The 23,542-nt window shown below is 75.4% G+C and carries 18 protein-coding genes; 7 read left to right on the top strand and 11 right to left on the bottom strand.

Going from position 1 to position 23,542, the window contains the following annotated elements:
* Positions 1-102 precede the first annotated feature (102 nt).
* Positions 103-1,116 carry an alpha/beta hydrolase gene (locus ACFPZN_RS12760; RefSeq protein ID WP_378282151.1) on the top strand — a complete coding sequence of 338 codons (1,014 nt, stop codon included), beginning with the start codon at positions 103-105 and terminating at the stop codon, positions 1,114-1,116.
* A 70-nt stretch (positions 1,117-1,186) separates the two neighbouring features.
* Positions 1,187-2,107 carry an amidohydrolase family protein gene (locus ACFPZN_RS12765; RefSeq protein ID WP_378282106.1) on the top strand — a complete coding sequence of 307 codons (921 nt, stop codon included), beginning with the start codon at positions 1,187-1,189 and terminating at the stop codon, positions 2,105-2,107.
* 57 nt (positions 2,108-2,164) lie between these two features.
* Here the strand turns inward: ACFPZN_RS12765 and ACFPZN_RS12770 are convergent, their stop codons facing one another.
* The 3 genes from ACFPZN_RS12770 to ACFPZN_RS12780 are packed head-to-tail and all read right to left on the bottom strand — an operon-like array spanning position 2,165 to position 4,603.
* Positions 2,165-3,151: a cation diffusion facilitator family transporter gene (locus tag ACFPZN_RS12770; RefSeq protein ID WP_378282107.1), complete on the bottom strand. Its 987-nt coding sequence runs from the start codon at positions 3,149-3,151 to the stop codon at positions 2,165-2,167.
* Positions 3,148-3,558, bottom strand: a complete 411-nt coding sequence (locus ACFPZN_RS12775) for an ArsR/SmtB family transcription factor (protein ID WP_378282108.1) — start codon at positions 3,556-3,558, stop codon at positions 3,148-3,150. Before ACFPZN_RS12775 ends, ACFPZN_RS12770 begins: the two co-directional genes overlap by 4 nt.
* 28 nt (positions 3,559-3,586) lie before the next feature.
* On the bottom strand, positions 3,587-4,603 hold the full coding sequence (locus ACFPZN_RS12780; RefSeq protein WP_378282109.1) for a DUF6777 domain-containing protein: 1,017 nt from the start codon (positions 4,601-4,603) through the stop codon (positions 3,587-3,589).
* A 162-nt stretch (positions 4,604-4,765) separates the two neighbouring features.
* Between ACFPZN_RS12780 and ACFPZN_RS12785 the strand changes: the two genes are divergently transcribed.
* The gene (locus tag ACFPZN_RS12785) at positions 4,766-6,505 is read left to right on the top strand and encodes a serine/threonine-protein kinase (RefSeq protein ID WP_378282110.1); all 1,740 of its coding nucleotides are present in this window, start codon (positions 4,766-4,768) and stop codon (positions 6,503-6,505) included.
* An 8-nt stretch (positions 6,506-6,513) separates the two neighbouring features.
* Here the strand turns inward: ACFPZN_RS12785 and ACFPZN_RS12790 are convergent, their stop codons facing one another.
* The 6 genes from ACFPZN_RS12790 to ACFPZN_RS12815 all read right to left on the bottom strand — a co-directional run bounded on the left by ACFPZN_RS12790 (position 6,514) and on the right by ACFPZN_RS12815 (position 15,084).
* Positions 6,514-7,704 (bottom strand): VWA domain-containing protein, encoded by a 1,191-nt coding sequence (locus ACFPZN_RS12790; RefSeq protein WP_378282111.1) that lies wholly within the window; start codon positions 7,702-7,704, stop codon positions 6,514-6,516.
* On the bottom strand, positions 7,701-10,076 hold the full coding sequence (locus ACFPZN_RS12795; RefSeq protein ID WP_378282112.1) for a DUF5682 family protein: 2,376 nt from the start codon (positions 10,074-10,076) through the stop codon (positions 7,701-7,703). The genes ACFPZN_RS12790 and ACFPZN_RS12795 overlap by 4 nt, the downstream gene beginning before the upstream one ends.
* A complete protein-coding gene (locus ACFPZN_RS12800) occupies positions 10,073-11,185 on the bottom strand; it encodes an ATP-binding protein (RefSeq protein ID WP_378282113.1) in 1,113 nt (370 codons plus the stop codon). Before ACFPZN_RS12800 ends, ACFPZN_RS12795 begins: the two co-directional genes overlap by 4 nt.
* The gene (locus ACFPZN_RS12805) at positions 11,182-12,780 is read right to left on the bottom strand and encodes a DUF5691 domain-containing protein (RefSeq protein ID WP_378282114.1); all 1,599 of its coding nucleotides are present in this window, start codon (positions 12,778-12,780) and stop codon (positions 11,182-11,184) included. Before ACFPZN_RS12805 ends, ACFPZN_RS12800 begins: the two co-directional genes overlap by 4 nt.
* Positions 12,777-14,072 (bottom strand): SWIM zinc finger family protein, encoded by a 1,296-nt coding sequence (locus ACFPZN_RS12810; protein WP_378282115.1) that lies wholly within the window; start codon positions 14,070-14,072, stop codon positions 12,777-12,779. Before ACFPZN_RS12810 ends, ACFPZN_RS12805 begins: the two co-directional genes overlap by 4 nt.
* 247 nt (positions 14,073-14,319) lie before the next feature.
* On the bottom strand, positions 14,320-15,084 hold the full coding sequence (locus tag ACFPZN_RS12815; protein ID WP_378282116.1) for a M50 family metallopeptidase: 765 nt from the start codon (positions 15,082-15,084) through the stop codon (positions 14,320-14,322).
* A 411-nt stretch (positions 15,085-15,495) separates the two neighbouring features.
* Here ACFPZN_RS12815 and ACFPZN_RS12820 point away from each other — a divergent pair, with 411 nt between their 5' ends.
* From ACFPZN_RS12820 to ACFPZN_RS12835, 4 genes are read left to right on the top strand one after another with little or no spacing between them, the layout of a single operon-like run.
* Complete coding sequence (locus ACFPZN_RS12820) at positions 15,496-17,475, top strand: hypothetical protein (RefSeq protein ID WP_378282117.1); 1,980 nt, start codon at positions 15,496-15,498, stop codon at positions 17,473-17,475.
* 3 nt (positions 17,476-17,478) lie between these two features.
* Positions 17,479-18,480, top strand: coding sequence for an AAA family ATPase (locus tag ACFPZN_RS12825; protein WP_378282118.1), 1,002 nt, complete (start codon positions 17,479-17,481; stop codon positions 18,478-18,480).
* A 13-nt stretch (positions 18,481-18,493) separates the two neighbouring features.
* A complete protein-coding gene (locus ACFPZN_RS12830) occupies positions 18,494-19,639 on the top strand; it encodes a DUF58 domain-containing protein (RefSeq protein WP_378282119.1) in 1,146 nt (381 codons plus the stop codon).
* Positions 19,600-21,831: a transglutaminase TgpA family protein gene (locus ACFPZN_RS12835; RefSeq protein ID WP_378282120.1), complete on the top strand. Its 2,232-nt coding sequence runs from the start codon at positions 19,600-19,602 to the stop codon at positions 21,829-21,831. The genes ACFPZN_RS12830 and ACFPZN_RS12835 overlap by 40 nt, the downstream gene beginning before the upstream one ends.
* 22 nt (positions 21,832-21,853) lie before the next feature.
* Here ACFPZN_RS12835 and ACFPZN_RS12840 read toward each other — a convergent pair whose 3' ends face one another.
* Positions 21,854-22,792, bottom strand: a complete 939-nt coding sequence (locus ACFPZN_RS12840) for a DUF5996 family protein (RefSeq protein WP_378282121.1) — start codon at positions 22,790-22,792, stop codon at positions 21,854-21,856.
* A 95-nt stretch (positions 22,793-22,887) separates the two neighbouring features.
* On the bottom strand, positions 22,888-23,529 hold the full coding sequence (locus tag ACFPZN_RS12845; RefSeq protein WP_378282122.1) for a C40 family peptidase: 642 nt from the start codon (positions 23,527-23,529) through the stop codon (positions 22,888-22,890).
* Between the last annotated feature and the right edge of the window lie 13 nt (positions 23,530-23,542).

The following is a 23,542-nucleotide window of genomic DNA, read 5'->3' on the forward strand; positions in this document are numbered from 1 at the left end:
TCCGGCGCAGGTATTTTATATTCCGTTACCGTGCGTTGAACCGGCGCCGAACCTGGGGATATTCCCCGGTAAAGGCGGCAGGGAAAAGTCCGGGGCGTGGGCATGTGGCGGCACGGTCTGTTCAGCATGGGATTCATCGCCGGAATGGCGGCGCTCGTGGCGTCCATCGCCCCGGACGGTCCCGCGCCCCCCGCCGCGCCCGGCTCGGACGACGGCGCCACCGTCGTCGGCGAGCGCCGGGCGGGCCCGCGGCTGCTGGACCTCGCCGTCCGCTCGCCCGCCCTCGCGGGGGTCGCGCGGGTCCGGCTGCTGCTGCCGGGGGGCTGGTCACGGGCGGCGGTGGCGGCCGGGCGGACCTGGCCGGCGCTGTGGCTGCTGCACGGCCGCGGCGGCGACCACACCTCCTGGACGGCCAGCACCGCGCTGGAACGGGTCGCCGGCGGCCACGGCGCCCTCGTGGTGATGCCCGACGGCGGCCGCTTCGGCAATTACTCCGACTGGTGGAATCGCGGCGAAGGCGGGCCGCCGATGTGGGAAACGTTCCATCTGACCGAGCTCTGTCAGATCCTGGAACGCGGATACGGCGCGGGAACGGCGCGCGCCATTGCGGGCGCCGGAATGGGCGGCACGGGCGCGCTGGCGTACGCGGCGCGGCACCGCGGGCTGTTCCGGGCGGCCGCGTCCTTCAGCGGGGCGCTCAACACCCTGCACCGCGACGAGCGCGGCCTGGACGTGCCCGACCTCGTCGAACTGGGCGTCGCGATCGGCGGCGGCCGGGCCGCCGACTGGACCGACCTGTGGGGCGATCCGCGCGAGCAGCGCGTGGTGTGGCGGCAGCACAACCCGCATGACCTTGCCGACCGGCTCGCCGGGGTGCGCCTCTACATCAGCTCGGGCGACGGCACCCCGGGACCCTGCGATCCGTGGCCCTGGCCCGGCTCCGGGCCGGACGTGCTGGAGACGGTGGCCCACCGGGTGGGCCTGGAGTTCGCGGGCAGGCTGAGGCGGCTGGGCATCCCGGCCGCGACGCACTTCTACCAGGGCACCCATCGCTGGCCGTACTGGGGCCGCGAGCTGCGCGCCGCGCTCCCGCTGCTGCTGGCCGACGTCACTTGAACGATCGCTTGCTCGGTTTTTTTGGCCGAGCCGCCCCGGCCGTGAACTGCGACGGATAGGCTCCGGCAGTGTGACTGAATCCCGTTCTGCCGCCGGTCCGCGCTCCGACGGCGAGGTCCCCGCGTTCTGGCGCGCGCTCGGCCTGCCCGGTCTCATCGACGTGCACGTGCACTTCATGCCGCCCCGGCTGATGTCGCGCGTCTGGGAGTACTTCGACTCGGCGGGGCCGCTGGTCGGGCACGAGTGGCCGATCCGCTACAAGATCGCCGAGGAGGAGCGGATCGGGCACCTGCGCGGCCTGGGCGTCCGCGCGTTCACCTCGCTGGCCTACCCGCACAAGCCCGGCATGGCCGAGGCCCTGAACGAGTGGACGGCCGGCTTCGCCGCCAGGGTCCCCGAGTGCGTGCCGACCGCGACCTTCTTCCCCGAGCCGGGGGCCGCCGGCTACGTGCGCCGCGCCATCGACGCCGGGACCAAGATCTTCAAGGTGCATCTGCAGGTCGGCGGGTTCGACCCGCGGGTGCGCGAACTGGACGCCGTGTGGGGGCTGCTCGCCGCCGCCGGCGTCCCGGTGGTCGTGCACGCCGGATCCGGGCCGGTCGCCAACGGGTTCACCGGGCCGGGGCCGTTCGGCGAGGTGCTGGCCCGGCACCCGCGGCTCACCGCGATCATCGCCCATCTGGGCGCCCCCGAGTTCGAGGGGTTCTTCGATCTGGCCGACCGCTACGAGCGGGTGCACCTGGACACCACGATGGCGTTCACCGACTTCTTCGGCGGCCTGGGCGTCTTCCCGCCCGAGATGCTGCCGCGGCTGCGCGACCTGGGATTGGACGGCCGGATCCTGCTCGGCACCGACTTCCCCAACATCCCCTACGAGTACGCTCACCAGCTCGAGGCGCTCGCCCGCCTGGACCTGGGCGACGACTGGCTGCGCGCCGTCTGCTGGGACGCCGCCCTCAAGCTCCTCGACATCTCGCCGCCGCTGAGCTGAGCGCCGCGTCCCGCGGCGTGTTCGGTGAGCGCCGCGTGCTCAGCGAGCGCCGCGTGCTCAGTGGCCGCAGCGGCTGTCGCCGGCGTGCTCGTGCGGCTCGGGGTTCACGGGCACGTGGCGGGGGCCGTGCGGGTCCTCGCAGTGGAAGTCGTCGTCGAGATGATCCACCTCAAGGGTGGTGTGGGTGATCCCGTACGAGGACCGCAGCAGCTCCTGGAGGTCGCGCCGCACCGCGTGGCAGTCGCCCTTGGGCTCCACCAGCACGTGCGCCGACAGCGCCGGGTAGCCCGAGCTGACCTCCCACACGTGCAGGTCGTGGACCTCCTCCACGCAGGGCCGCTCGGCCAGCCGCGCGCCCAGCTCGCTCGGGTCCAGCCCGGCCGGGGCCGCCTCCATGAGCACCCGCCCCGCGTCGCGCAGCAGCCCGTACCCCGCCTTCAGCATCAGCCCCGCCACCACCAGCGAGGCGATCGCGTCCGCACGGGCGAACCCGGTCGTCCAGACCACCAGCCCGGCGACGGCCGTGGAGATGAACGCGTACAGGTCGTTGAGGATGTGCTGGAAGGCGCCCTCGACGTTCAGGCTGCGCCGGTCGGCCCTGCTGATCAGCCAGGTGGCGGCCACGTTCACCGCGATCCCGGCCAGCGAGGTGAAGAAGACCAGCTGCCCGGCCACCTCCGGCGGGTGGATCAGCCGCTCCACGCCCTCGTAGACGAAGAAGGCGGCCAGCAGGATCAGCGTCAGCCCGTTCAGCTGCGCCGACAGGATCTCGGTGCGGCGCAGCCCGTAGGTGTAGCCGCCGCGCGGCGGGCGGGCGGCGATCCGCATCGCGATCAGGGCCAGCGCGATCGCGAACGCGTCGGTCATCATGTGCGCGGCGTCGGAGATCAGCGCCAGTGACCGCGCCACCAGCCCGATGACCACCTCGCCGGTCATGAACGCCAGGATCAGCGCGAGCGCGGCGGCCAGGTAGCGCCGGTCCGCGTTGGGGGAGACCGCGTGCCCGTGCCCATGCCCGTGCCCGTGGCCGTGCCCCCCGCTCATCCGGCCTCCTCGCGGTGGCCGACGTGGGCGAGGGCGAGATCGAGCAGCATCCGCACGTGCGAGTCGTCCAGCCGGTAGTAGGCGCGGCGCCCGGAGCGGCGCACCCGCACCACCCGGTTGGCGCGCAGCAGGCGCAGCGAGTGGGAGACGGCCGACTCGCTGTGCCCGCAGGCCGCCGCGATGTCGCACACGCACATCTCGCCGCCCTCGAGCAGCGCCGTGATGACGCGCAGCCGCCCCGGATCCGACAGCAGCCCGAACACCTGCGCCAGCTCGGCGATCACCTCGCCGTCCGGCATCGCGGCGGTCACCATGGTGACCTTCGCCGGGTCGACGACCCGGACCGCGCAGGCGTCGGCCGGGGCGGCCGCCGCGTCGGCGACCCTAACGTCTGAAGCACCGCTCATATGTGCAAATGTAGCGTACGGCGCGCGCTCAGGACGAGGCGGGGGCCTCCTCCCATGTCCCCGGAGTCACCAGCGACGCCGGCGGGGGCTGCTGGGGCTGCTGCTGGCCTGGCTGCTGACCGGGCTGCTGACCGGGCTGCTGGCCTGGCTGCTGGCCTGGCTGCTGGCCGGGTTGCTGGCCGGGTTGCCCGCCGCCCGGTGCGCCCGGCTGGCCGCCGCCGGGCTGCTCCGGGCCCGGCTGCGGCGTCCCGCCGCCCGGCGACTCGCTGCCCGGCCCGCCCGAGGGGACCTCCGACGGCCCCCCGGGACCCGGCGGCGTGCCCGGTTCCAGGGTGCCCGACCCGCCCGGGCTCGGCGCGGGCGACTCCTGCGACGGCACCGCCTGCGGCGGCCCGTCGGCGCCCCCCGCCGTCGCGGCCGGCCGGTCGAACGCCATCGTGCCGTCCGGGTTCACCAGGACGAAGGAGCCCACCGCCGAGGTACTGCGGATCTTGGTCACCGTCTCCGGGCTGAATCCCGGCCAGGACGCGCCTTTGTACTCGGCCTTGCCCGGGGAGATCTTCTTTTCCGGTGGGGTCAGCGGATTGCCGCAATTGCACTTCACGGCTGGGATGCCCTTTTGGTCCACCAACACCCCCATTCCGGCGCGCAGCACCGCCTGGATCCGGGTGGCTTTGCCGTCCTTGTAGCCGTGATTGGTCACCAATGTGTCCACCCGCAACAGCACCGGCGTGAGGCCCCGCACGTACCGCGGGATGTCCCCGGCGGCGAGCCCGTGCACCTTCGCCCACGCCGCCGCCTTCTGCGGATTGGCCTGCAGGAACGCCACCAGCTTGCCCGCCTCGCAGCTCGCCGACTGCCGGGTGCCCCCGTACAGGCCGGGCATGTCGCCGTTCTCGGTGCCGCCGGCCCGCCGGCTCGGCTTGACGTCCTGCCGGTCCGTCCCGGCCGCCAGCACGTACGGATCGGGCCCCGGCGTGCCCACCGTCAACCTGGTGATCGTCGCGCCGGCCTCCCCGCAGCCGCCCGCGACGAAGGTCGTCACAAGCAGCACCGGAAGTGCCGCCCGCGCAAGAATTCTGCAATTGATCTCCGGCATCCTCATCTCCCGCCCGTGGCCGGCCGAACCTATACTCTTTGATGCCACGGCGGCGCGTTTTGTGCCTGGTCAAATTCGCGTACTTTCGCAAGCGGGGGGTGGCCGGCGATGACGCTTCCATTGACCGGGGCCGACCCGGTCCGGCTCGGTGACTACGAGATACTCGCCCGGCTCGGGACCGGCGGCCAGGGGGTGGTCTATCTCGGCCGTCCCCTGTCCGGCTCCGGCCAGGTGGCGATCAAGCTCCTGCACGCCCGGGTGCTCGCGGACGCGGGCTCGCGCGCCCGCTTCGTGCGCGAACTCTCGCTCCTCCAGCGGGTCGCCGGCTTCTGCACGGCGCAGATGCTGGCGGCCGACATGGCGGGCGACCAGCCCTACATCGTCAGCGAGTACGTGCCCGGGCCCTCGCTGCGCGAGCTCGTCCACGACCGCGGCCCGCGCGCCGGCGCCGACCTCGACCGCCTCGCGATCAGCTCGGTCACCGCGCTCACCGCCATCCACCGGGCGGGGATCGTCCACCGCGACTTCAAGCCGCAGAACGTCCTCATGGGCCCCGACGGGCCCCGCGTGATCGACTTCGGCATCGCCCGCGCCCTGGAGCCCGGGGCCACCGTCACCAGCCAGATCGTCGGCACGCCCGCCTACATGGCCCCCGAGCAGTTCACCGGCACCGACATCACGCCCGCCGCCGACATGTTCGCCTGGGCCGCCACGCTGCTCTTCGCGGCGACCGGGCGCGACCCCTTCGCGGGCGGTCCCCTGCCCGCCGTGATGTACCGGATCATGCATCACACCCCCGACATCTCGATCCTTCCCGCCCAGATCGGCGAGGTCGCCGAAGCGTGCCTCCAGAAGGACCCCACGGCCCGTCCCTCCGCCGAGACGGCCCTCCTCTGGCTCCTGGGCGAGCGCTCGGGCGCTCATCCCGTTACACCGGTCGTCCCCCCGTCACCGTCCGTGAACCCACCCGAATCCACCGAAGTCGACCGCGGGACCGGCGGGGTGCCCCGGCAGGGCCGCAGGGACGCTCCCGAGCGCGGGCGCGACCGCGAGGGCTTCGCGCCGGGCGTGCCGATGCAGCGGCGCGACCATCCGGACGCGCGCGACACCGACCGCCTGACCTCGGGGGACACGGCCGCCAGCGACCGGGACGCCCCGCCGCGGGAGGGCGGCCGCCGGCCTCCCGGCGCCGAACGCCCCACCGCCGCCTACCCGACCGAATGGGACGAGGCCCCCGCCGGGCAGCCCTACGGGTGGGGTGAGGCCGGTGGCGTCGGCCTGCCTCCGCCGGCGCCCCCGCCGGAGGGCGGATACCCGGACGCCGCGGGCCAGGGCGTCGGCGAACGCGGGCAGCCCGGCACCGCGTCCGCCCCTCCGGAGAAGCGGCGCGACAAGAAGGCGGCCAAGGCCGAAGCCAAGGCCCGGCGCCGGGGGCAGGCCGGGGCCGGGGCGCAGGAGGCGCCCGCCCGGCGGCTCCGGCGGCTGCGGCGCAGCGTGCCGGTGGTGACGGGGCTGCTGCTGGCCGCGCTGCTGGCGGTGATCGACGTGGCCTCCCTCGCCCTCCTCGTCGCACAGCCCGAGCTGACCAAGGGGCCCAAGGGGCAGTGGCTCCTGGTGATCAGCGCCTCCTTCGTCCTGCTGGCGATCATCACCCTGGTCGGCGTGGTGCTGGCGTTCCGGGGGAGCCGCGCGGCGGCGTGGACGGTCCTGCTCGTCCGCGTCCTGAGGGTCCCGCTGTGGGGCGCCCTCAGCGCCCTGGTGGTGGTCAGACCGGCCGACCTCGCCCTCTACGCCGCGGTCACGGCGCTGGTCGTGGTGCTCCTGGCGATGGGCCTGAGATCACGATGACCCCGCGGTCACGATGACCGGGCGCGCTCGGACCACTCCTTGAGATCGCGGCGCTCCACCGCGGCGGCCATCAGATCGGGGAAGGCGTCGGGCGTGCAGGCGAACGCGGGCACGCCGAGCGCGGCCAGGGCCGCCGCGTTGTCGTGGTCGTGCGCGGGCGCGCCCTCGTCCGACAGCGCCAGCAGGACGATCACCTGGACGCCCGCCGCCGTCATCGCGGCGACCCGCCCCAGCATCTCCTCGCGCGCCCCGCCCTCGTACAGGTCGCTGATCAGCACGAAGATCGTGTCGTTGGGCCGGGCGATCAGGCCCTGCGCGTAGGCCACGGCGCGGTTGATGTCGGTGCCGCCGCCGAGCTGCGTGCCGAACAGCAGCTCCACCGGGTCGTGCAGCTGGTCGGTGAGGTCCACCACCGCGGTGTCGAACACCACCAGCGACGTGCGCAGCGACCGCATCGACGCCAGCACCGCGCCGAACACGCTCGCGTACACCACCGACGCCGCCATCGACCCGCTCTGGTCGACGCACAGCACCACGTCCCGCTCCACCGCCCGCCTGCGGCGGCCGTACCCGATCAGCCGCTCCGGCACCAGGGTGGCCTGGTCGGGCAGGTAGTGCCGCAGGTTGGCGCGGATCGTGCGGTCCCAGTCGACGTCGGCCAGGCGCCGGGGCCGCAGCACGCGGGCCGAGCGGTCCAGCGCGCCGCCGACCGCCGAGCGGGTCCGCTGCGCCAGCCGCCGCTCCAGCTCCCGCACCACCGCGCGGACCACGGCGCGGGCCGACTCGCGGGCCCGGTCGGGCATCACCCGGTTCAGGGACAGCAGCGTGCCCACCAGGTGGACGTCCGGCTCCACCGCCTCCAGCATCTCCGGCTCGAGCAGGAGCCGGGTCAGGTTGAGCCGCTCGATCGCGTCCTTCTGCATGACCTGGACGACCGTGGACGGGAAGTACGAGCGGATGTCGCCGAGCCAGCGCGCCACGGTCGGGGCCGAGTCGCCCAGCCCGCCGCTCCGCCGCCCCGGACGGGACCCGCCCTCGGCACCGGCGCCGTAGAGCTTCTCCAGCGCGCCGTCCATCCGCGCCTCCGCGCCCTCCAGCCGCACGCCGGTGCCGTCGGCGCCGCCCTCCCCGCCGAGGACCAGCCGCCACCGCCTGAGGCGCTCGTCGCCGTCCCCGGGGCCGCTCGCGGGCGCGCTCATGCCGAAGCCTTCCAGCCGAGGATGTGCAGGGCCGTCGCGGCGGCGCGTCCGGCGCGGGCCGGGTCGCGGTCGTCCCGCTCGCCGCCGGAACGGGACCGGGGCCCGCCCGGCGCCCCCAGACCGCGGACGCGCTCGCCGATCGTGCGGCGCTCGGCCGCCGCGTACCCGCCGAACGTGCGGCGCAGCAGCGGCAGCACGTCGGTGAACGACTCGCCCGGCAGGCCCGCGATCCACCCGTCCACCAGGCGGAGCAGGTCGTCGTCGTGGACGAGGATCAGCCCCCCGCCCGACAGGAACCCCTCGACCCACGCGGCGGCGCGCTCGGGCGCGGCGCCGACCGACACCGAGCGGGCCATCCGGTCGGCCACGTCCGGCAGCCGGCCCGCGTCCAGCAGCAGCCGGGTCAGCCGCCCCTCCAGCAGCCCGTGCAGGTCACGCCGGTCGACGACGCCCTCCAGGGCGCGCCGCCAGCGCTCGGTGTGCGCGGCGTCGTCGAGGAGGGACAGCGCCCCGTGCACGGCGTCGACGTGGCCGAGCAGCTCGCGGGCGGCGTCGTCGTCGACACCGGCGACCGCGGTCGGCAGGCCGACGCAGATCCGCACGACCAGGCCGTCGACGACGGTGCGCAGCGGGCCGGTGGCGGTGCCGCGGACGTCCCCGTACCGCAGCGCCCGCACCAGCGCGGGCAGCGCCGACATCAGGTGCGCCACGTCGGAGTCGAGGGCCGCCCGGTCGGCCAGCGCCCCCATCACGCCGGGCAGCGCCGCGCCCAGGTCGGCGAGCAGGCAGCGCTCGGCCAGCGAGGTCAGGTCGGACAGGGCCGCCGCGCCGGCCGCCATGGCCTCGGCGCGGGCGGTGGCGGCGCCCAGCACGGTGGTGCCCCACGCGCTCGCCTCGATCAGCTCGACCTCGAACTCCGGCCGCCACATCAGCGTCCAGGTCTCCCGGAAGGTGCCCTTGGCGCGGCCTCCGCCCTCCTGCGGCACGCCCCAGTCGACGTTCAGCAGCCGCAGCCGGTGCAGCAGCCTGCTGCGCGCGAGGTCGATCGGCCTGCGCAGGTCGAGGTCCTGCTCCTTCTCCAGCGCGGACTCGGTGAGGCGCAGCCGGCTCCGCTCGGCCTTCAGATCGCGCTGCAGCGGCACCATCGGGGTGCCGTCGGGGACGGCGCCGAGCCGCTCGCCCACCACCATACGGCGCTGGATCAGCTCCACCGGCAGCTCGGCGCCCTCGCACAACACGGCCCGGGTGGCCTCGGTGACCTCGTCCAGCCCCGCCAGCGGCCGCCCGCGCAGCGCGGCGAGGGCGTCGGCGAGCCGGACCGCCTCGATCACGTGGGCGGAGGAGACGTGCAGGTCCTCCGCGCGCAGCACCCGGGCGGCCTCGGTCAGCCAGCGCTCGATCGGGCGGTCCGCCGCCGTGAACAGGTGGTGGTACCAGCCGGGGGAGCGCACGCCCGCCCCGTACCCGGAACGGCCGGTCAGCCGCCCGTGCGTCCACGGCACCCAGGTCATCGCGACCTTCGCCTTGGGCAGGCCGCGCAGCGTCCGGTCGTCGTGCGCCGCGGGGACCTTCCGGCGGAGGGCCGGCACGTGCCAGGCGCCGCAGACCACCGCGACGCGCTCCCGGCCCTCCTTGAGGGTGCGGCGCAGCGTCCTGCGCATGTGCGCCTCGCGCTGCTCCTCGCGCCGCAGGTAGCCGTCCGGAAGCCCGGCGAGGCTCTCCGCGGGCAGTTCGGCCACCCGGTCGCGCAGCTCGGTCATCGCCTCCGCGATCGCGGGGAAGGGGGACGGGCCGTCGTGCCGGTGCTCGACGGCGTCGTCCCACCACCGCTCGGCGTCGTCGTACCCGGCGACCCTGGCCAGCCAGCCCAGCGGATCCAGCCGGATCTCCCGCTCGTCCTCCCCGTCCCCTTCCTGATCAACGGTCTCGTCCTGGCCCTCGGGGGACTCCTCGTCCGGGGCGGCCGGGAGATCCTCCGCCTCCGGGGGGACGGCGAGCTGGTGGGCGGCGGGCAGGTCGCAGAACCGGACGGGGACGCCGGCGGCCAGGGCGTAGCGGATCGCCTGCCATTCGGGGCTGAACTCGGCGAACGGCCAGAACGCGGCCTGCCGTTCGCGGGCGGGCGCCTCCGTGCCGGAGCCGCCGGAGCCGCCCGGCGCGTAGGCCAGCAGCGCGACCGGCGGCACCATGCCGTCGTCGTCGGCGAGCCCGACGATGGCGTCGGCCTCGGGCGGGCCCTCGATCAGCACGGCGTCCGGCTTGAACTCCTCCAGGGCCCGCCGTACGGCGCGGGCCGAGCCGGGGCCGTGGTGGCGGATTCCGTAGATCTCCACCCGGGGCCCTGTGGAGTCGGTCGCGGAGACCCGCGTCACGACACCTCCCTGCACGCGCGGTAGAAGTCGCGCCAGTCGGGGCGCTCCCGGACCACCGTCTCCAGGTACTCCTGCCAGACCACCCGGTCGGACACCGGGTCCTGGACGACCGCGCCGACGATGCCGCCCGCCACGTCCGCGGCCCGCAGCACCCCGTCGCCGAAGTGCGCGGCCAGCGCCAGCCCGTTGGTGATCACGGAGATGGCCTCGGCGGTGCTGAGCGTGCCGCTGGGCGACTTGAGCTTGGTGCGGCCGTCGCCGGTGACGCCGCCGCGCAGCTCCCGGAACACCGTGACCACGCGGCGGATCTCCTCCAGCCCGGCCGGGGTCTCGGGCAGCTCCAGCGCGGTGCCGATCTGGTCGACCCGGCGGGAGACGATCTCCACCTCGTCGTCGGCCGACTCCGGCAGCGGCAGCACGACCGTGTTGAAGCGGCGGCGCAGCGCGCTGGACAGCTCGTTGACGCCCCGGTCGCGGTCGTTGGCCGTGGCGATCACCGTGAACCCCTTGGTGGCCTGCACCTCGGTGTTCAGCTCCGGCACCGGCAGCGTCTTCTCGGACAGGATGGTGATCAGCGTGTCCTGGACGTCGCCGGGCATGCGGGTCAGCTCCTCGATCCGGGCCACCGAGCCCAGCCGCATCGCCCGCATCATGGGGCTCTCCACCAGCGCCCGCTCCGAGGGGCCCTCGGCGAGGAGGCGGGCGTAGTTCCACCCGTACCGGACGGCCTCCTCGGCCGTGCCCGCGGTGCCCTGCACCAGCAGCGTGGAGTCGCCCGACACCGCCGCGGCAAGATGCTCCGACACCCAGGTCTTGGCGGTGCCGGGCACGCCGAGCAGCAGCAGCGCCCGGTCGGTCGCCAGGGTCGCCACCGCGACCTCCATCAGCCGGCGCGGCCCCACGTACTTCGGCGTGACCTCCGAGCCGTCCGGAAGCCCGCCGCCCATCAGGTACGTGGTGACCGCCCAGGGCGACAGCCGCCACCCGGGCGGGCGGGGCCGGTCGTCGTGCTCGGCGAGCCGGGCCAGCTCATCGGCGTGCAGCTGCTCGGCGTGCGGGCGCAGCACCGCCGCGGGCGAGGACGTCCCGGGCGAGGACGGAGTCGTCACTGGTGGAGCTCCTTCAGCATGTCGTGGCGGAAGCGCAGCGTGCCGATCAGTTCGGTGAGGGCGCGGGGCGCGGCGGCCTGCGACCCGTCCTGCCCGGCGCCGCCGGCCAGGGCCTCCAGGCGGGGGGCCGTGCCGGGGGAGAGCCGCTGGTCGGCCAGGCGGCACAGCTGGGTCAGGGTGTGCTCGTGCCGGTGGGACGGGCGTTCGGCGGCGACCGCGATCGTGGCCACGACGGCGTCGGCGAGCGCGCCCGTCCACGGCCCGGGGACCCGCTCCAGGACGCGCTGCAGGTCGGGCTGGCCCTCGACCCAGCGGATCAGGTCGGCGGCGGCCGCGTCGCGCTCCGCCGCGGGCAGCACGGCCAGCAGGTCGGCCAGGGCCTCCGGCTCGTCGACGACGACGCCGCCCTTCAGTAGCGCCCGGGCCCAGCCGACGTCGCGCTGGCGCAGCGCGGCCCGCGCCCAGCCGATGTGCAGGTCGCGCGCGCCGCGGCCGTCGGGCCCGGCGGCCGCGGCGCCCACCGGCAGGCAGACGATCTCCATCGGGGGCAGCCCGAACAGCTCCGTCCAGGTGGACAGCGGGGTGCGGGCGAGGATCTCGCGCAGCCAGGCGGCCTGGGTGCCGATCGGGCCGCCGGCCCGGCGCCCCGGCGCGAACGACCCGGTCGGGTGGAACGGCACGCCGTCCCTGGCCAGCTCCTCATCGTGGGCGCGGGGCGGCTCGACGATGATCCACGTCTGGTCGCGGGCGCGGCCGCCGCCGCCCGCCGCGGGCCGGGTCTCGGGCCGCAGGCACGCCAGGGCGCGCACGGCCATCCGCCGCCCGTAGCCGGAGCGCGGCAGCCGGGCGAGCAGGTCGGAGGCCAGCTGCCGGACGTCCTTGCCGCGGTCCTCCAGGGCGTCCTCCAGGAACTCCTCGTCGGCCGCCGACAGCCCGTGGTCGAAGGTGGCCAGGTACGCCGCCCGGTCGGGGGCGGGCTCGCTCGACCACGTCTCCCGCAGGGCCGCCCGCGCCGCCGCGGGGTCGGTGCCGCGCAGCCGGGTCAGGTACGCCACCCGCTGCTGCCGCGTGCCGGTCAGCCAGACCTCGGCGTCGCCGCCCGGGTCGTCGCCGGAGCCGACCAGGTAGGCCCAGTCGGTGTTCTGCAGGGCCAGCCAGACGCCGCGCCGGCCGGCCGCCCGCGCGATCGCCGGGCGCAGGACCCGGTCGCTGCGGCCCCGCTCCAGCAGCTCGGGCAGCAGCCGGGACGGGACGCGGCGGCCGTGGCCGGCGGCCGCCTCCAGCCATTCGGGCAGCACCCGGATCTGCTCGCCGCCGAGGATCCGCGCCAGCCGCGCCGCCGCCGCGGGCGGCACGACCGGGGCGTCCTCCTGGGGCGCGGGCGCGATCGGGTCGGTGCCGGCCAGCGGCAGGCGCCCGGCCCGGCGGGCGACGGTCAGGACCGCCGCCTGGTCGAGCAGCCGGCCCGCCGGATCGCCCCCGGCGCCGGGCTCGGGCCCGGTCTCGGCGGCGGCGGGGGCCTCGGGGAGCGGCGGGGGAGGGCGGCGCCCGGTGCCCAGCAGCGCGGCGCTGACGTGCTCGCTCCAGGCACTCACAGGATCACGACCCCCTCGTCCTCGTCCCAGGCGGCCAGCGGCCACAGCCCCCGCGGCGTCCACTCCCCGGCCAGCGTCACCGGCCGCCCGCCCGACACCGCCAGCAGCCGCCACGGGTCGGACGGCAGCAGCGGCAGCGCGTCGCCCGCGCCGTCGACCACCCGCAGCCCGTCGCCGGCCCGGGCCAGCCGCACCCCGGCCAGCACGGCGGGCCAGCGGTCGAGCCAGGGATCGCGCTCCAGCGCCGCCGCGTACTCCTCCAGGAAACCACCGACCGCCAAGCCGGCGGGCGCCGCCGGGGCCGCCGCGCCGTGCCGTTCGGCGACCAGGGCGCGCAGCGGCTGCGCGCCCGGGTAGAAGGCCAGCTCGGCGTCGACCCGCGTGCCCACCGGAAGGGAGGAGTCCAGCTGGCGGCCGGGCGCGGCGAACGACAGCACCAGCGCCGGCCGCCCCGTCGCGGCGCCGCGCAGCCACACCCGCCTGGTGGTGAGCTGGTCGACCGCGATGTCGCGCGAACCGGTCACGCACCACCGGTCGCGGACCCGCTCGCCGTCGCGGACGACGTCCTCCTGCTGCACGGTGAACCCGATCCGCGACCGGACCGTCTCCCGCAGCGCCGCGGGCAGCTCGGCGCGCCGCTGGTGGGCCCGCACCAGCAGGCGGAGCAGGGCGTACTCCTCCAGCAGCCGCTCCGGCCAGCCCGGCTGCCGGGGGATCGCCGCCAGCGCCCTGATCTGCCCGGCCAGCCCGCCCGCCTGCGCGTCGACCAGCCGCCGCGCCGCGTCGTCCCACAGCTTGTAGGGCGCCTTCTCGGCCTGCGCCAGGCCGTGCGCCACCTGGTCGCGCAGCCACTGGTCGAGCTCGGCGACACCGCCGTCGACCCGCTGTTCGCGCCGCTCGGCCGTCCGGGGGTCCTTCGCCTTGGGGGCGGCGGCCTCCTTGCGGACCTGCGCCTTCTCCGCGCGCTCCCGCCGCTGCTCCAGCCACTCGGCGACCCAGGCCGGGCGCGGCCCGGCGCCGACGGCGCCCTCGCTCCACAGCAGCAGCAGGGCCAGGGCGTGCTTGCAGGGGAACTTGCGGCTCGGGCACGAGCACCGGAACGCGGGCTCGGTCAGGTCGGCCGACGCCCGGTAGGCGCTCGTGCCGCTGCCCTTGCACTCGCCCCACACGGCGTCGTCGTCGCAGCCCGTGCCGGTCCATCCGGCGGGCTTGGCGACGCCCCCCGCCGCCTTGGCCGCCGCCGCGTCCGGCGCGAGCCCGAGCACCTGCTCGCGGCCCCATCGATCGCTCACAGTGTCGAAACTATCGGCGGGGTCGGACATCCGCGCGCCCGCGGGGGGCTGGCGTCCGTCTCGAAGAGCCCCAGGTATCGCGCGAGCGCGTTACCTGGCCGGTGGGGCGACGCCGGAGGCGAGCGTCACCGGGCAGATCGCGAAGCGATGCCGCGCTCGCCCAGGCCCGGTAGGCGAGAGCCGATAAGACCAGCGCCGCCAGGCGAGCGCCGTAGGCCGGGACTTTGAGACACAGCGCACGCCCGGGTCAGCCCGAGATGCCGGGCGGCCTGGGGACGTCGGGGAGCGAGTCCGAGTCGGGCGTCATCATCAGGCCGCCGATGAGCAGCGCCCCCAGCGCGACCACGCCGAACAGGCCCACCCAGGCCAGCCCCGGGACGCGCGTGAGGTGCGCCAGCTGGTCGGCGTCGGAGCTGGGCGCCATGTGCCGCGCCCGCATCCGCTGCAGCTCCACCACCGGCCGCGCCGCCGCGAACAGGAGGAAGAACGCCGCCAGGTAGGCGAAGCCCGCCTGCGTCTTGTCCCCGCCCAGCCACGAGACCCCGAAGATGATCGCCCCGGTGACGGCGATCGAGAGCACCCCGTAGGCGTTCCGGATCATGATCAGCATCGCGGCCAGCAGCGCCAGCGAGAACCACAGCATCAGCGTGACCCGGCCGCCCTCCAGCAGCCCCGCGAACAGCAGGCCCAGCAGCGGCGGCGTCAGGTAGCCCGCCATCGCGGTGAACACCATCCCCGGGCCGTGCGGCTTGCCCCGCGACACGGTGACGCCCGAGGTGTCGGAGTGCAGCTTGATCCCGTCCAGCTTGCGCCCGGTGACCAGCGCGATCAGCGCGTGCCCGCCCTCGTGCGCGATCGTGACCACGTTGCGGGCCACCCGCCAGGTCGGGCCGTGCAGCACGGCGGCGAGCGCGATCAGGGCGGCCAGGATGACCAGCCACCACGGCGGGTCGGGCTGCGTCCCCGTCACCCGGTCCCACAAGTCGGCGATGCTTACCGTGTCCACGTCCACCTCGTGTCGTCCTTAGCCGCGCCGGCCCCAGCGCCGCCGCAGGCAGCGCGCTGCCCCAGGTTAGGACGTCCGGTGTAACGTCCGCGTTCGGTTCTTCGCGCTACGTATGCGAATGTGTGATGTGCGTCACTTGTCAGGGCTGCGCGGGTCCTGTCCCGTCGCGGGAGTCTCGCCGTTCACCGGGCGGATCAGGGTGGCCACGGTTATCTTGTGGTGTTCGAACGCATTAGTGTGCCCTTCGCGCCGAAGTCGCAGCGCGGGGAAGGGTGGCGGGGATTGAGCGGGGACCGATCCTCACAGCGGCCGCCGAGCCCCCTCCGGGGGCTCCTGCGGCGGGACCGGGTCACCGGTCAGATCGCGATCGGCCTGGTCGGCGTACTCTGCGTGAGCGCCCTTGTGTACGGAGTGGGCATGGCGAGCTCCACGTACCGCCTGGCCGACGTCGGGGCGTGGCTCACCGCGACCGCCAAGGGCATGGTCGTGCACGCCAACGGGCCCGCGGGCAAGGTCGACGGCCGGACCGCCGTGATCCCCCAGATGCGCGGCCACCGGATCAAGGTCGTCCAGGACGGCGGCACCGTCCTGCTCGTGGACGAGACCACCGGCGTCGTCAGCCGGATCGACCCCTCGCAGCTCAAGGTCGAGCAGAGCCGGGCCCTGGGCGGCGTCGGGCTCCAGGTGCTCGTCGGATCCGGCGCCGCCTACTCCGTCGACCCCGCCAAGGGCACCGTCCAGCAGATCGACCCCGTGCGGCTCTCGGCCGTCGGGCAGCCCGCCGCGCTGACCCCGCCGCTGGGACAGGCCGGGATGGACGCCGCCGGCAACCTGTGGGTCCCCGAACCGCAGAGCGGGCGGCTCGTCCCCTTCCACGGCGGGCGGCAGGGGCGGCCCGTGCCCGTCGGCGGCGCCGGGGACCGGATCGCCCTCGCCATCGCCGCCGGCACCCCGGTCGCGATCAACAGCAGCGGCGCCACGGCCTCGATCGTGCGGAGCGAGGGCGTCCAGAAGATCGCGCTGCCGCCGACCGTCACCCAGGCCGCCCGGGCGGGCGGGGTGAAGGTCCCGGCCGCCACCGACGGCCACATCGTCCCGATGCTGGGCACCGGCGGCTCGCTGTTCCTGCTGAACACCCAGGTGGGCCAGGTCAGCCCGATCGCGCTGCGGCTGCCGAGCCACCGCTTCGAGCCCCCGAACGTGCTCGGCCCCCGCGTCTACCTGCCCGACCGCTCCACCGGGCGGCTGCTGGTGTTCAACACCGACACCGGCGACTGGGAACGTCCCATGCAGGTCACCCGGCCCGGCGGCGGCATCGAGGTCGTCGTCCGCGACGGGTTCCTGTGGGCGAACGACCCGGCCGGCGCGCTCGCCCTCGCCGTCGAGTTGGGACGCCCGGGTGCCAAGCGCATCCAGAAGTACGACGACCGGGTCCCGGGCGGGCAGCGCCGCCCCATCCCGACCCAGGCCCGTCCCGGCGACGGCGGCCAGGGCGCCGACCAGGGCGGAGCCGGACGCGGCGGCGACTCCGGCACGCCCCCGGCCCCGCCGCCCCGCGACGGCACCCCGTCCGAACCGCAGAACGTCCGCGTCGACCCCCTCAACGGCGGGATGCGCGTGACCTTCCGGCCGTCGGTGGGAGGCAGGCCCGCCGGGTACGCGCTCAAGGGCGACACGGCGGGCCTCCAGGTGCGGCCGGCCCGCGTCGGAGCCGGCGGCCCGTACCAGTTCACCGTGACCGGCGGCAGCTGCAACAAGACCTACAGCTTCACGGTCGCCGTCCAGTACAAGGACGCCAACGGCAGGAACGCCGAGAAGTCGTCCCTGGCGAGCGCACCGGTACGCCCCTGCACGCTGCCCGGCACGCCCGCCGGCTTCTCCGGCGCGCCGCGCAACAAGAGCGCGGTGCTCACCTGGGACGGCCAGGGCACGGGCGTCACATACCTGCTCAGCGTCGACGGCGGAGCGCCCACCCCGGTGACCAGCCCGCACACGGTCGTCGGCCTGCGCAACGACCAGAAGCACCAGTTCCGCCTCACCGCCCAGAACGGCGCCGGAACCGCCCCCGCCCAGGCCAGCACCGAGGTCGACCTCGCCTACCCGAGGCGGATGTACAAGAACGCCAACAACAACGAGACCAACACCCTGATCCGGCCCGCACCACGGCAGGAGGGCACCACCAGCATCGGCAGCATCCCGCGGGGCGAGTACCGCGACCTCATGGTCATCTGCCAGGTGCGCGGCGGTACCTACACGGAGACCGAGACGAACTACTCCAGCGACGTCTGGAACCGGATCGAGTGGAACGGCGGCATCGGCTACCTCCACGAAGGGCTGATGACGACGCCGCGGACCGGCTCCTTCCCGAACCTGCCCCTCTACGAGTGCGAGAACTGAGCGATGACGGAGAATCAGCCCGGGGCGGTGGACGCCGACGCGGTGGCGGGGCGGTTCGCGCAGCTGTTCGGGGCGCTGGCCGGGACGATCGAGCAGGTCGTCCGGGGCAAGCGCGAGAAGGTCGAGCTGGCGCTGATCTGCCTGCTGGGCGAGGGGCACCTGCTGGTGGAGGACGTGCCGGGCGTGGGCAAGACGACCCTGGCCCGGGCGATCTCGGCGTCGGTGGACGCCCGGTGGACCCGCGTCCAGTTCACCCCCGACCTGCTGCCCAGCGACATCACCGGGGTGTCGATCTTCAATCAGGGGAGCGGCGCGTTCGAGTTCCACCCGGGCCCGATCTTCGCGAACCTGGTGGTGGCCGACGAGATCAACCGGGGGTCGCCGAAGACGCAGTCGGCGCTGCTGGAGGTCATGGAGGAGCGGCGGGTCACGGTGGAGGGGACGCCGCATCCGGTGCCGCGCCCGTTCATGGTGATCGCGACGCAGAACCCGGTGGACATGGACGGCACGTACCCGCTGCCGGAGGCCCAGCTCGACCGGTTCCTGATGCGGATCTCGATGGGCTATCCCGACCACCGCTCGGAGGTGGCGTTGCTGGCGGGGGCGCCGACCGGGGCGGCGCTGGACCAGATGGCGCCGGTGGCGGGCCGCGAGGACGTGGCGCGGATGGTGGAGTTCGCCGAGCGGCTGCACGTGGCGCCGCCGCTGTACGACTACGTGGTGCGCCTGGTCGCGGCCACCCGCGACCATCCGGAGCTCCGCCTGGGCGCGAGCCCGCGGGCGAGCCTGGCGCTGCTGCGCGCCGCGCGGGTGCGGGCCGCGGCGGCGGGCCGGTCGTTCCTGGTGCCGGAGGACGTGAAGGCCCTCGCCGTGCCGGTGATCGCGCACCGGCTGATCGTCACGCCGGAGGCGGAGCTGCGCGGCCGCACGGGCGGGGACGTGGTGGGCGAGGTGCTGGCGAGCGTGCCGACGCCGCAGGCCGCGCAGCCCGCCCCCGTCCACTGAGCCCGGTGACGACGTGCTGACGCCGCTGGGCCGGGGGACGGCGGCCGTGTCGGCGGTGCTGTACGCGGCGGGCTGGTGGCTGGGCTATCCGGAGCCGGCGATGCTGGCGGTGGCCGGGCTGGTGGCGGTGGCGGGCGCGGTGCTGTGGACGCTGCCGCGGCCGCGGCTGGAGGTGGACCGGGAGATCGCGCCGCTGAAGGTGGGCCGGGGTGAGCCCGCCGTCGGCGTGCTGCACGTGACGAACGCGGGCCGTGCCGGGGTGCGCGGCCTGACCGCCCACGACGCGGCCGGGGCGGCGGAGGTGGCGGTGGACATCCCCAGGCTCCGGCCGCGCGGCAGGCGCACGGTCACCTACCGGCTGCCGACCGGTCGGCGGGGCGAGATCCCGGTGGGGCCGCTGCGGCTCGTCCGGGCCGACCCGCTGCGCCTGGCGCGCCGCGTCCGGGAGTACGGGTCGCCCCAGACGCTTCTGGTCCGTCCCAGGACGGTGCCGCTGGCGCTGCTGCCGTCGGGGCGCGCCCATCACCTGGAGGGGCCGACCAGCGACCGGTCCCCGGCGGGCACGGCGACCTTCCACGCGCTCCGCGAATACGTGGTCGGCGACGAGATGCGGCACATCCACTGGAAGTCGTCGGCGCGCACCGGGACGCTCATGGTGCGCCGCCTGGTGGACGCGAGCCTGCCCACGACCACGGTGGTGCTGGAGGCGCGTCCCGAGGCGTGGGCGGACCCCGACGACTTCGAGTTGGCGGTGGACGCGGCGGCGTCGGTCGCGGCGGGCGCGGCCGCGGCGAACTTCCCCGTGCGGATCCTTACCGGGGGCGGGCCGGTCGCCGAGACGCGGGGCGGGCCCGACGACCTGGAGGTGCTGCTGGACCGGCTCACCGCCGTGGCCATGGCCGAGGGGCCGAGCTCCACGGTCGACGTTGTTCGGCGGGTGCGGGCCGGCGGGTCGCTGGTCGTGGTGGCGTCGGGCGGCGCGGACCTGGGGCGGATCGCGGCCGTGCGGGGCCGGTTCGATCGGGTGGTGGTGCTGCGGGTGCGGCCTGGGGAGGCGGCGTCCGCGCCGCCCGGCGTCCACCTGGTCGACTTCGGCGACCTGGACGGCCTGGCGTCGGCGTGGAACACCCTGGGACGGGCGGCGGGGCGCGGGCGATGATCCGGCGCTACCTGTCCCTGGTGGTGACCGCCCTGCTGGCGGCGGTGGCGGGGCTGGCGTTCCACCGGGTGTTCGGTCTCGGGCCGGTGCTGCCGGTGGCGGGGGTCGCGGCGGCCGTCCCGACGCTGCTGTCCGGGCTGCTGTCGGGGCCGCGCAAGTCGGGGAGGCCGTGGCCGCTGTGGATCGCGCTGGTGCTGACGGTGGCGGCCTGGGCCGGGACGGCCGCCGTCACCGTGCTGCGGCCCGCGCTGTCGGACGGGACGCTGCCGCAGGCCATGCGCGAGGGCGTGCTGCGGTCGTGGAAGTCGATCCTGACCACGCTGCTGCCCGCGCCCGCCGAGCCCGAGTTCCTGCTGCTGGTGCACGTGCTGGTCTGGCTGGCCGCGTTCGGGTCGGCGGAGCTGGCGCTGCGGACCTCGCTGCGCGCCGCGCCCTGCCTGCCCGCGCTCGCCGTGTTCGGCGCCGCGCTGCTGCTGGGCGTGGACGGTCCGGGCTCCAACCTGGGACCGGCCGCGGCGGCCGTCGTGCTGATCGCCGTCCTGGCGCTGATCCGGTCGGACGAGGGCGGAGGGGCCGGGTGGCGCCCGCTGTTGGTCGGTGTCCCGGCGGCCGCGGCCCTGGGCGCCGTGGCGTTCCTGGCCGCGCCGTACGTGCCGGTCAGCGCCGACCCGTACGACCCGCGCGAGCAGGTCCAGGCGCCTCCGCCGCAGCAGCGGGACGGGATCAGCCCCCTCGACCGGGTCGGCGGCTGGCTGCTGACCCCCGACCAGGTGCTGTTCAGCGTGGAGGCGTCCCGGCGGGAGAACGTGCGGCTGGCGGTGCTGGACCGCTTCGACGGGGTGACCTGGTCGTCCACCGCCCGGTTCGCCCCGACGGGGAGCCGGGTCCCGGCCGCGCCGGACGCGGGCGGCGACGCGGGGGACGGGACGGTCCGCACGGCGCCGCAGCGGATCACCATCCGGGACCTGCCCGGCGTGTGGGTGCCCGCCGCCGACCGGCCCCGCCGCGTGGAGGGGCTCGGCGTCGTCGTCGATCCGGCCAGCGGCGCGCTGGCCGCCGCGCGGCCGCTGCGGAACGGGCAGTCCTACCGTGTCACCTCCGAGATCCGCGAATGGGACGCCGGTGACCTGGCGGCGGCCGGGATCGCGCAGGACGCGGAGGCGCGCGCGGCGCTCCAGCTCCCCTGGGGGCCCGGCGCGACGAAACCGCCCGTGCAACTGGAGGAGTTCCGCCGTTTCGCACAGGGCGCCACGGCGGGCGCGGTCTCGCCCATCCAGCGGGCCGCGATGCTGGCCGTCCACCTGAAGTCCTACGCCAAGTACGACGTGACCGCCCCGCCCGGGCACAGCTACCGCCAGCTCGACTACTTCCTCTCCGAGGGCCGCCGCGGCACCCCGGAGCACTTCGCGGCCTCCTACGCCGTGCTGGCCCGCACGCTCGGCCTGCCCACGCGCATCATGGTGGGATTCAGCGGCGGACGCCCCTCCGGCAACGCGCGGGACATGCGGGCCGGGGACGTGATGGTGTGGCCCGAGGTCAAGTTCGACGGGCTCGGCTGGGTGCCGTTCAACCCCACGCCGCAGCGCTCCGGCCAGTCCAAGGACTCCGACGCGGTCGCGGCGGGGGAGACCCAGCAGAAGCTGGAGCGGCTCCAGCAGAACGCCGCCGCGCAGCAACGCGGAGGGGGTCCGGGCAAGACACCGCAGACCCCGGCCCCGGCGGCTCCTGCCGCGAGTGAGCCGCCCCTGCCCTGGTGGGTGTACGCGGCGTCCCTCGCGGGGCTGCTCGCCGCCGCCTACGTCCTCGCGGTGCTGCTGGTCCCGGTGTTGCGCCGGCGCCGCCGCCGCAACGGCCCCCCGGCCGCGCGCATCGCGGGCGCCTGGCGCCAGGCCCTGGAGCATCTCGGTGATGTGGGCCTGGCCGCCACCCGCACCCTCACGGCGCACGAGGTCGCCCGGTTCGGCGCGGGCCGCCTGGGCGACGCCGCGCTCGACCACCTGCGCCCCCTCGCGGACCTGGTGAACCGCACCCGTTTCGCCCCGTCCCCACCCGAGCCGTACGCCGCGGACCAGGCATGGGAGCACACCGACCGGCTCGGACGCCTCGTCACCGCCAAGGCGGGCAGGCTCCGCCGCCTGCGGCGCCGCCTGCACCCGCGCTCGCTCCGCCGCGACCGCCCCGAACCGCTCTGACGCCTCTTTCGCTTCGTCCGGGTCAGCCCGCGTGGGCGTGCTGGACGCGGCCCCGCTCGGGACACCAGCTCGACTGGAGCAGCTCGTGGGGCCAGCCCGCGGTGACCGCGCCGGCCTCGTACGCGCTCTGCAGGAACTCCAGCAGCGTGCCGCGCGGGTCGGCGGACCCGCGCACGACGTCCCAGTCCAGCCGCGCCTGGTGCGTCTCGCCCATGGCGTCCCAGCGCGCCGCCGCGGGCCGCAGCGGGCGGCCGGTGAGCCCCGCGGGCTCGGGGTGGGTGTAGGAGTAGAACGCCGGAGCGGGCGTGGACGGGTCGCCCGGCCACCACCCGAAGCTGATGACCTCGTCGCGGTAGGCCTCGCGGGCCACCGCGTCCGCGTCCTCCAGTTCGGGCGCCCGGCGGCCGGAGAAGCGGGCGGTCGCCAGGTCGAAGCTGTGCCAGAACAGCTGGACCGGGCTGGCCTTGCCGCCGAACCAGCCGCGGAACTCCAGGAACATCTCGTCCGCCCATTCCAGCGCCCGCCGGAAGTCCTCGACGCGGGCCGGGTCGTAGGAGGCGTGCTCGGTGTCCTCGGGGAACGGCGTCGTCATCGGCACCCCGTACGGCCTGGCCCTGATCCTGACGTGCACGCCCAGCTCCCGCAGCAGCGCGAACAGGTCGTCGTGGAAGCGGGCCACCGACAGCCCGTCGTACAGCGGCAGGGAGTGCTCGCCGTCCGCCGTCCGTACCAGCAGGCGATGTCTGACCAGGTCGAACGAGATGGTGAGGGCGACGCCGTCATGGACCATCCGGCCGGTGCGGTACCCGTGCTCGTCGACGCGGAAGGTGGCGTGCCACCAGTGGTTGGTGGGCGGCGCCGAGGCGAGCTGGATCTTCCCGACGATCTGCGTCCACAGGTGCAGGGTGTTCTTGGTCGGCTCCCATGCCTCCAAGGGCAGGGCCGGCAGCGCGTCGCTCATGCCGTGCCCCTACCCACGCCGCCGCCGGTTGCAGGGGAGTTGGTCCGGCCTCGATGCCCCCTTTGAGGGTTCTTGCCCTGCGCGGTCGCCCGGGGTCAGCGGGAGGGCGGGACGACGACGCCGATCTCGCCGCCCAGCCGCGCGCCCATCTCCAGGTCGAGGTCGTCGCCGCTCCAGAACCGGCCCGGATCGAACCAGTTGGGGCGGCGCCCGCCGGGCAGCAGCCCCATCGCCTGGTACGTCACCGCCACGATCTCCGCGCAGAACGCGGTCTCCAGGTTCGGATCGCGCTCGGCCGGGCGGCGGAACGGGACCCGGCCGCGCAGCCAGCGCGTGGCCAGCCGCGAGGTGGACGGGAACGGGGTGCCGTCCAGCCGCGCCACCGCCTTCAGCGCCGCGTTCTCCATCTCCCGGGTCGGCGGCGGGTCGAGCTGCCGCAGCCAGGCCCGCTGGCCGTACCGGTTCCCCCAGACGACCACCGCCTCGCGCAGGTCGTGCAGCTGCGCCCCGCGGTGGTGGCCGCCGGTCCACAGGTCGCGCAGCGACCGGCCCAGCTCGGCGTGCCACATCAGCGGGGGCAGGTCGTCGATGACGATCGCCATCCCGACGTGGTTGACGGGGCTGTTGGTGGTCATCTGGATCGCCCGATCCGCCGGGGCGCGCCCGCGGAAGAGCCAGACGTCGCCGGTGCGGGTCAGGTCGGCGGCCTGCTCGAGGCCGATGCTCGTACCGGACATGATCGCTACCCTA

This window comes from Actinomadura rugatobispora (genome assembly GCF_042656285.1).
Lineage (GTDB): Bacteria > Actinomycetota > Actinomycetes > Streptosporangiales > Streptosporangiaceae > Spirillospora > Spirillospora rugatobispora.